Source organism: Marinimicrobium sp. UBA4509 (assembly GCF_002388575.1).
GTDB classification, from domain to species: domain Bacteria; phylum Pseudomonadota; class Gammaproteobacteria; order Pseudomonadales; family Cellvibrionaceae; genus Marinimicrobium; species Marinimicrobium koreense.
In genome coordinates this window covers 52686-54421 of sequence record NZ_DGMV01000037.1, presented here as the reverse complement: position 1 = coordinate 54421, position 1736 = coordinate 52686, and the positions used below count along the sequence as shown (strand labels likewise).

Sequence of the window (1736 nt, the reverse complement as noted above, 5' to 3'; positions counted from 1 at the left end):
TAGTTCGGGTTCGGGTTCCCGCTCGATCACCTCTGCTTCCCGGGGCTTCGCCGGAACCGGCCGGGTGAGTTGTGGTTGAGCCTCTGCCTCTTCTATCGGACGCTCCTGTTCTACTTCTGAAGTCTCGGTTGTCCGATCGAGCGTCTGTACGGCGGTTTTGCGCTCTGTGTCTTGCACCGCTTCCCCGCGCCTGAGTTCAGCGGCGCGTTCGCGGTCGATGGTGATACTTTCCCTTGCTTTTTCCCGGTCCTGATCGTCCTGGGCCAGCAGTGTCACCGGGCAGAGCGCCAGGCTCCCGAGACAAAAGCAGGATGCCAGCCGTAGCGCTGCCTTCATGGTGCGATCACCTCATCCACAAAATCGTAGGCCCTCAGCGCATCCACCGCCGCCTCGATTGAGGCATCTTCCGGTAGCCCCAACTGGATAATGCCAAGGGCGCTGGGTCCGGAGACAATACTACCGTTCACGCTCAATACCGCCGTCTGCACATCTGCCATGGTGGCGGCCGGGTCGAAGACCATCTGGACCCGTGGCCCCTGGGGCGCTTCTTCGCCGGAGGCGGGCACCATGTCCACCGCTGAGCCGTCGTCCCAGGGTTCCGGCCCCAGCAGCAGGGCGGCCTGTATGCCCACGATCAGGCTGGCGGCGATGGCTACCGGGCGCCAGAAATTCCTCCGGGGCAAGACGACGGGTGCCTCCTCCTGCTCGGCCCGAATGGCTTTCTGCAGGCGCGCCAGACCCAGTTCGCCGGGGCCCGTGGCCGGTTCACTCTGCACCGTGCTTCTCAGCGCTTTCAGGAACTCGGCTTCCCGGGCCAGGGCAGGATCGTCCGCCATTTTCTGCTCGAGTGCGTGGCGTTCCGCCTCCGGCAGTCGGCCGTTGGCCCACAGGTTCAGTTGTTCATCTATGTCTTTCACGATGACCTCATGGCTCTGGCCAGTTGTTTCTTCAGTAAGTTTTTGGCGTGGTAGACGCGGGACTTCACCGTACCTTCCGGTACGCTCAGGATACGGCCAATCTCCGCGTAATCCAGCTCTTCAAAAAACACCAGGTGCAACACCTCCCGGTGTGGGGGCGACAAGGTCTGCATGCCTGAGCGTACCCGTTCTGCGTCTTTGACCGCTGAGAGAGCCTGCTCCAGATCGGCCGCCGGGGTCTCATCCGCCAGGGTGTCATCCACCTCGGTAAATTCCCGGACGCCCAACTTGCGCCAGTGGGTCAGCACCTTGTTATGGGCGATGCCGAACATCCAGGTGGTGACCTTGGAGCGTCCCGCAAAACGGGCCGCCGAGCGCCAGACTTCCAGCATCACCTCATTGAGTAGGTCGGCGGCCACGAAGGAATCGTTCAACTTGGCCATCAGGAAGCGGTACAGCCGGGTTTCATGGCGGCGGTAGAAGGCGCTCATGGCCTCCATCTCGCCGCCGGCCATCGCGAGTAAAAGTTGTTCGTCGGTATCCTGTTCCGATAGGGCCATAGTGATTATCCGTGATTATTCTTCTTCGGTGCCTAGGGTCTGCAGGGGGCTGGCGGCCAATACGCGGCCGCTGGCATCCACCGCCACCACACGCCAGGAATAGGTTGTTCCCGGTTCCAACCGATGCAGCACCGCCGATGACAACCGAGTGCTTCGGGTGTTGCTCTTCAGCACCAGGCCGGTGGTCGGTTCCCGGGTGAAACGGTTGGGCACCCGGTCGGGTCCGGGTCGCTCGCTGGCGACATCGGGCTCGGGCGGC

General features: G+C 62.6%; 4 protein-coding genes. All 4 read right to left on the bottom strand.

What is annotated here, in order from left to right; genetic code table 11:
• A partial coding sequence (locus B3520_RS05725) for a hypothetical protein (protein WP_286875614.1) occupies positions 1-336 on the bottom strand: 336 nt, incomplete at its 3' end.
• Complete coding sequence (locus B3520_RS05720; RefSeq protein ID WP_286804163.1) at positions 333-917, bottom strand: anti-sigma factor family protein; 585 nt, start codon at positions 915-917, stop codon at positions 333-335. The genes B3520_RS05725 and B3520_RS05720, both read right to left, overlap by 4 nt.
• Positions 914-1477: an RNA polymerase sigma factor gene (locus B3520_RS05715; protein ID WP_286804164.1), complete on the bottom strand. Its 564-nt coding sequence runs from the start codon at positions 1475-1477 to the stop codon at positions 914-916. The genes B3520_RS05720 and B3520_RS05715 overlap by 4 nt, the downstream gene beginning before the upstream one ends.
• 15 nt (positions 1478-1492) lie before the next feature.
• Positions 1493-1736 (bottom strand): hypothetical protein (locus B3520_RS05710; RefSeq protein WP_286875613.1); only part of this gene is annotated, 244 nt, incomplete at its 5' end.

Bases quoted from the DNA above. Each gene is read 5' to 3' on its own strand.
- B3520_RS05715 (WP_286804164.1), bottom strand. From the start codon at position 1,477: ATGGCCCTATCGGAACAGGATACCGACGAACAACTTTTACTCGCGATG.